The 6351-nt window shown below is 71.9% G+C and carries 5 protein-coding genes; 1 reads left to right on the top strand and 4 read right to left on the bottom strand.

Features of this window, described 5'->3' with window-relative positions; genetic code table 11:
- Positions 1-80: 80 nt before the first annotated feature.
- The 4 genes from ald to I59_RS02000 all read right to left on the bottom strand — a co-directional run bounded on the left by ald (position 81) and on the right by I59_RS02000 (position 4789).
- Positions 81-1181 carry an alanine dehydrogenase gene (ald, locus tag I59_RS02015; RefSeq protein WP_022902446.1) on the bottom strand — a complete coding sequence of 367 codons (1101 nt, stop codon included), beginning with the start codon at positions 1179-1181 and terminating at the stop codon, positions 81-83.
- Positions 1182-1301: 120 nt separating this feature from the next.
- Positions 1302-2699 (bottom strand): FAD-binding oxidoreductase, encoded by a 1398-nt coding sequence (locus I59_RS02010; protein ID WP_022902445.1) that lies wholly within the window; start codon positions 2697-2699, stop codon positions 1302-1304.
- Positions 2700-2742: 43 nt separating this feature from the next.
- The gene (locus tag I59_RS21215) at positions 2743-3753 is read right to left on the bottom strand and encodes an AraC family transcriptional regulator (protein WP_022902444.1); all 1011 of its coding nucleotides are present in this window, start codon (positions 3751-3753) and stop codon (positions 2743-2745) included.
- A gap of 73 nt (positions 3754-3826) precedes the next feature.
- Positions 3827-4789 (bottom strand): sugar-binding transcriptional regulator, encoded by a 963-nt coding sequence (locus I59_RS02000; RefSeq protein WP_031272453.1) that lies wholly within the window; start codon positions 4787-4789, stop codon positions 3827-3829.
- 190 nt (positions 4790-4979) lie between these two features.
- Here I59_RS02000 and I59_RS01995 point away from each other — a divergent pair.
- A partial coding sequence (locus I59_RS01995) for a glycerol-3-phosphate dehydrogenase/oxidase (RefSeq protein ID WP_022902442.1) occupies positions 4980-6351 on the top strand: 1372 nt, incomplete at its 3' end.

Below are 6351 nucleotides of genomic sequence, written 5' to 3'. Positions count from 1 at the left end.
GGCCCGCCGAGGCCCCCCAGGCCCCCCGAGCTTCGCGAGGCCCGCCGAGGCCGCGCCGACAGCGCGCAGCGCCCGCCGCGTCAGCGCGCGGCGGCCGTCAGACCGTGCGCGGCCGCGACGCCTTTGTTCGTGACCTGCCCCGCGTGCACGTTCAGACCGAGCGCGAGCGCCGGGTCGTCGGCGAGCGCCTGCTCCCAGCCGCGGTTCGCGATCGCCACCGCGTACGGCAGGGTCGCGTTCGTGAGCGAGATGGTCGAGGTGCGCGGCACCGCTCCGGGCATGTTCGCCACGCAGTAGTACACGGCGTCGTGCACGCGGAACGTCGGGTCGTCGTGCGTCGTCGGCCGCGAGCCCTCGAAGCAGCCGCCCTGGTCGATCGCGATGTCGACGAGCACCGACCCCGGCTGCATGTCCGCGACCATGGCGTCGGTCACGAGCTTCGGCGCCGAGGCCCCGGGGATGAGGACCGAGCCGATCACGAGGTCGGCCGACGCCAGGGCCGAGGCGATCGCGTGCGACGACGACCGCAGGGTCGTGACGCGTCCGTCGAACCGGGCGTCGAGCGCACGCAGGCGCGGCAGGCTGATGTCGAACACGGTGACCTCGGCGCCGAGGCCGAGCGCCATCGTCGCCGCGTGCTCCCCCGCGACACCGCCACCGATGACGACGACACGGCCCTTCGGGGTCCCGGGCACGCCGCCGAGCAGCAGTCCGCGGCCGCCGTTCGTGCGCATGAGGTGGTACGCGCCGACCTGGGCGGAGAGTCGGCCGGCGATCTCCGACATCGGCGACAGGAGCGGCAGCGAACGGTCCGGCAGCTGGACGGTCTCGTAGGCGATGGCCGTCGCACCGGACTCCATGAGCGCCGTCGTCAGCGGGCGGTCGGCGGCGAGGTGGAGGTACGTGAAGAGGACCTGCCCCGGTCGGATCGACGCGTACTCGGACGCGACGGGCTCCTTGACCTTGAGGATCATCTCGGCGCGCGCCCAGACCTCGTCCGCGGTGCCGACGATGGTCGCGCCCGCCGCGGTGTACTCGTCGTCCGGGAAGGCCGAGCCGACTCCGGCTCCGGCTTGCACGAGGACCTCGTGGCCGTGCAGGGTCAGCTCCGCGACGCCCGCCGGGGTGGCCGCGACGCGGTACTCGTTGTTCTTGACTTCGGTGGGGACGCCGATCAGCATCACGGACTCCTTCGTGGGCGGTGCTCGTTCGACACCACGATGCGCCGGAGTTCGTTACGGACTCGTTTCGGCCGAACATCTGCGCGACGAAGAGCGCTTCCGTTCGACGAGATTCGGGAATCAGTCCACCTTGCCCGGATTCAGGATCCCCTGCGGGTCGAACACCCGACGGATGCCGCGCTGCAGTCCGAGCACGTCGTCGCCGAGCTCGTCACCGAGGTGGTGCCGCTTCAGCACACCGACCCCGTGCTCACCGGTGAGCGTCCCGCCGAGTTCGATCGCCGCCCGGAACAGTGCGTCCGCCGCGTCCCACACCCGCTGCGGCACGACGTCGCCGTCGAACACGAAGTTCGGGTGCAGGTTGCCGTCGCCCGCGTGCGCCACGGTCGGGATCGCGACGCCGTGGTCGCGACTGATCGCCGCGACCCGGTCGAACATCTCGGCGAGGCGGCTCCGCGGCACGGCGACGTCCTCGATCAGCACGCGTCCCCGGGCCGTCATCGCCGCGTGGAACGACCGGCGGATCGTGAGCAGGCGGTCGCGTTCCGCCGCCGACCCCGCCAGGCGGACGGTGCCGCCCTCGGCCTGGAGGCGCGGTGCGGCACCCAGCGCGGCCTCCGTCGCACCCGGGCCGTCGTACTCCACGAGGAGGAACACCCCGCCCTCCTGGCCGCTCCCCACCGTCTCCGCCATGACGGCGGGCCCGAGGTGGTCGGCGATGCCCGCGAGCGCCGCCTCGTCGAGCAGTTCCACGGTGGACGGGCGCGGGGCACCCTCGGTCGCCGCGGTGACGACGGCCGCCGCGGCCGCCGCCGCGTGGTGCACGGTCCGGAACACCGCGCCGAGGGTGGCCGGCTCCCCCGGCGGGACGGGCACGAGCCGGACGGTCGCGCCGACGATCACCCCGAGGGTGCCCTCGGACCCGACCATCAGGGCCGTCAGGTCGAGGCCGGTGACGCCCTTCACCGTGCGGTGCCCGGTCGAGACGAGTCGCCCGTCCGCGAGGACGACGTCGAGGCCGAGCACCGCCTCCCGGGTGACGCCGTACTTGACACAGCGCAGGCCGCCGGCGTTCGTGGCGATGTTGCCGCCGATGCTCGAGATCGCGGCACTCGCGGGGTCCGGGGCGAAGCGGAGCCCGTGCCGGGCCACGGTCTCGTTCAGCGTGGCGTTCAGGACACCGGGTTCGACGACCGCGAGTTCGTCCGCCACGGAGACCTCGAGGATCCGGTCCATGCGGGCGACGCTCAGCACGACCGATCCGTCGGTGCCGTTCGCACCCCCGGCGAGTCCGGTCCCGGCGCCGCGCGGGACGACGGGGACGCCCAGCGCCGAGCACGTGCGGAGGGTCTCCTGCACGTGCGCGACCGTCCGCGCCTCGACCACGGCGGCCGGTGCGCCGTCGGCCACCCAGCCGGACTGGTCGGTGCGGGCGGCGTCGAGCACCGGCACGTCGGTCCGGACGACCACCCCGTCGGGGTCGTCGAGGGCGGATCGGAGGGCGACGACGATGTCCATGCCAGCACGCTACCGGCGGATCCCGTCCGGCAGCGGCTGCGCGTCAGCCGGTGCGGAGCGACTCGCTGGGCAGCTCCCCGAACCGCGCCCGGTACGACGCCGAGAACCGTCCGAGGTGACCGAATCCCCACGCCCCGGCGACCTGCGCGACCGTCGTGCCGTCCGGAGCGCCGCGGAGCAGGTCCGTGCGGGCGCCGTCGAGCCGGGCGGCGCGGAGGACGTCCCCGGGGGTCTGACCGAGGTTCCGGCGCAGCGACTGCTGGAGTCCGCGCGGACTGAGGCCGGCCGCCGCCGCGATCTCGGGGGTGCCGATGGGCTCACGGGCGTGGTCGTGCACGAACTCGAGCGCCTTCCGGAGCCGTTCGTGCTCGGGGCCCGTACCGGTGACCACCGCGCGCCAGCGGCTCCGCTCCGGGAACGCGGCGATCGCGGCACGGACGAAGGCCTCGGCGATGTCGCGTTGCTCGAGCGGGCCGAGGTCGTTCGAGACGTCCAGCCAGCGCGGCGAGTGCAGGCGCACCGTTTCCTGCCAGGTGCGGAGGCCCTCGGCCGTCGGTCGGCGGAGGGCCTCGAACGCGAACTCGTCGTCGCCGACGACGGCCCGGACGTGGTCGCGGTCGAGGTGCACGAGGTTCAGCGCGATGTCGTGGTGGTGCAGCTGGTAGACGTCCGCGAACGGCAGCACGACCGGGACGCCGGCGCGCAGTTCGACCTCGTCGCCGCCGTACGTGATCGTGCTCGCGCCCGAGCTCATCCACGCGACGAGGAAGGCGTCGTCGACACGGCTCTCGCTCCGCAGGTCGACCCCGAACCGGGACGACACGAGGGACAGACGGCCGTCGCCGACGCCGCCGAAGGTCCACGGGGTGGTGGGGCGTACCCGACGGACCCGCGGGGCGCGGAGGTCGTAGCCGTCGCCGAAGAAGGTCAGGGCTTCGTCGAGGTCCTGACCGACGACCCGTCGGGAGGCGCGGGGCGGCACCCTGGTCGGGAGGGTGGGTTCGGTGGCTCCGGACGCTGTCGACGACAGGTCGGTCTCGTTGCGGGACACCATGAACAGGAATGTACGGGGTACCACCGACATCGCTCCGCGCAGATCGGACGATCCCCAGGTCGGAGCGGCTCCGTCACGGCTGCAGGATGGCCTGCCCGATGCTCTCGTCGAGGATGAGGTCGGTCACGAGCCCGCCGCCCAGCGCCCCGCGGAGCGACGCCGCCTTGGACCGACCGGCCACCACGCACACCCGGCGCGGCGCGCGCTTGATCGTGTCGAGGTCCGGTCCGCCGGCCCGGGCGTTGACGCCGATGTCCTTCCACGAACCGTCCGCGCGGTAGAACACCGTCGAGACGTCGCCCACGACCTTCGCGCGCACGAGCTCCTGCTGGTCGGCAGGGTCGAGGTAGCCGCCCGAGTAGACGTGTGACGGGACCGGGGCCTGCGGCGCACCGACCCCGAACACGACGAGGTCCATCCGCTCGTGGAGGTCGAGCACGCGGCGGATCGACCGCTCCTTGAAGAGCATCTCCTTCGTCGCGGGGTCGTCGAAGAACGCCGGCACGGGGAACTGCTGCACGAAGGCGCCGTACGCCTCGCCGAACCGCCGCAGGATCTCGGACGCGTAGACGATGCCCGTCGTGCGGGTGTTCGCGGCACCGTTCACCTGCACGATCGTCGACCCGTGCGTGGTCTTCGGCACGAGGTACCGACTGACGGCGCTGACCGTGGAACCCCACGAGATCCCGATGACCATGTTCGAGTCGATGTACTGCGTGAGGATCCGGGCCGCCGACAGCGCGACCCGCTCGAGCCGGTCGACGTCGCTCGTGTGGTCCGGCACCGGGACGACGTGCGCGTGCACCCCGAAGCGCGACCGGATCGAGCGGCTGAGCGCGGCAGCCTGGTCGAGGGGCGAGCGGATCTGGATGTCCACGAGACCGGTGTCACGGGCGTACTTCAGCAGCCGGGAGACCGACGACCGCGAGGTCCCCAGCTCGTCGGCGATGGCGTCCATCGTCAGGTCCTGCAGGTAGTACAGGTGCGCGGCGCGCAGCGCCTGCTGGGTGCGCATGGGCTGGGCGGCATCGCTCATGGTGCTCCGATCTCTTGCCATCGCAACCATGCACGGACGTGCACGGCCTCTGCAACCCCTGTCGCGCCTCCCGGCCCGGTCGGGAGGGTCTCCGACAGGTGTGCTGCACGTTCGTGCACGCGAGTTGCCCGGCCTCTCACCCAGGAGCACGATCGAGATCGAACCAACCGATCGAGCAAGGAAGCGACACATGTCGAAGAAGACGCAGCCCCGGAACACGGTGTCGGCGCTCACCGAGCGCCCGAACGCCAAGGTCCTCATCGTCGGTGGTGGCATCAACGGCATCGCCACCTTCCGCGACCTCGCCCTGCAGGGCGTGGACGTCGCACTCGTCGAGCGCGGCGACTACGCGAGCGGCGCCTCGGCGGCGTCGAGCCACATGATCCACGGCGGCATCCGCTACCTCGAGAACGGCGAGTTCCGCCTCGTCCGCGAGAGCGTGCAGGAGCGCAACGGCCTCATCCGGATCGCCCCGCACTACGTCAAGCCGCTGCAGACGACCATGCCGATCTTCTCGACGTTCTCCGGCATCATGAACGCCCCGCTCCGCATGCTCACGCACAAGCAGCGCTCCACGAAGGAGCGCGGCGCGGCGCTCATCAAGATCGGCATGACGATCTACGACTCCTTCTCGCGCGACGGCGGCTCGGTGCCGAAGCACCGCTTCCTGACGAAGAAGGCCGCGCTCGCGGACATGCCGGCGCTCAACAAGGACCTCAAGTACACGGGGACCTACTACGACGCCTCCGTGCACGAGCCGGAGCGCCTCGCGCTCGACGTGCTCAAGGACGGCCTCGCCGCCGGCTCCGGCACCGGCTCGGCGTCCACCGCCCGCGCCGTCAACTACGTCGAGGCCGCCGGCACCCGTGACGGTGGCGTCGTGCTCCGCGACCGCGAGACGGGTTCGGAGTTCGTCTTCACCGCCGACGTCGTGATCAACGCCTCCGGCCCCTGGACCGACCTGACGAACCAGGCGTTCGGCGGCGAGACGAAGTTCATGGGCGGCACGAAGGGCTCCCACATCGTCGTGCACAACGACGAGCTGCTCGAGGCGACCAAGGGCCGCGAGCTGTTCTTCGAGAACAACGACGGTCGCATCGTGCTCATCTACCCGCTCAAGGGCCGGGTGCTCATCGGCACGACCGACATCGACGCCGACCCGTCGCAGCCGGTGACCACGACCGAGGAGGAGATCGACTACTTCTTCGGGCTCGTGAAGCACGTGTTCCCGCAGATCGAGGTCACGCGCGACCACATCGTCTACAGCTACTCCGGCATCCGTCCGCTCCCCCGCCACGAGGACACCGCCCCCGGCTTCGTGTCCCGCGACTACCGGATCGTCGACACCCCGATCGCCGGCCTGCCGGACTCGACGGTGCTGTCGCTCGTCGGCGGCAAGTGGACCACCTTCCGCGCCCTCGCCGCACACCTCTCCACCGAGGCGACGACCAAGCTCGGGGTCGCCCGCAAGGTCGACACGACCGGCATGCCGATCGGCGGCGGCAAGGACTTCCCGGCCACTGACGCCCAGCGTGCGCTGTGGGTCAAGTCGCACCGCGACG

Origin of the sequence: Curtobacterium sp. B8 (assembly GCF_000333315.1) — a bacterium.
In the GTDB taxonomy this organism is placed as follows: domain Bacteria; phylum Actinomycetota; class Actinomycetes; order Actinomycetales; family Microbacteriaceae; genus Curtobacterium; species Curtobacterium luteum.
The sequence above is the reverse complement of the archived record's forward strand: the minus strand, read 5'-3'. Positions and strand labels throughout refer to the sequence as shown.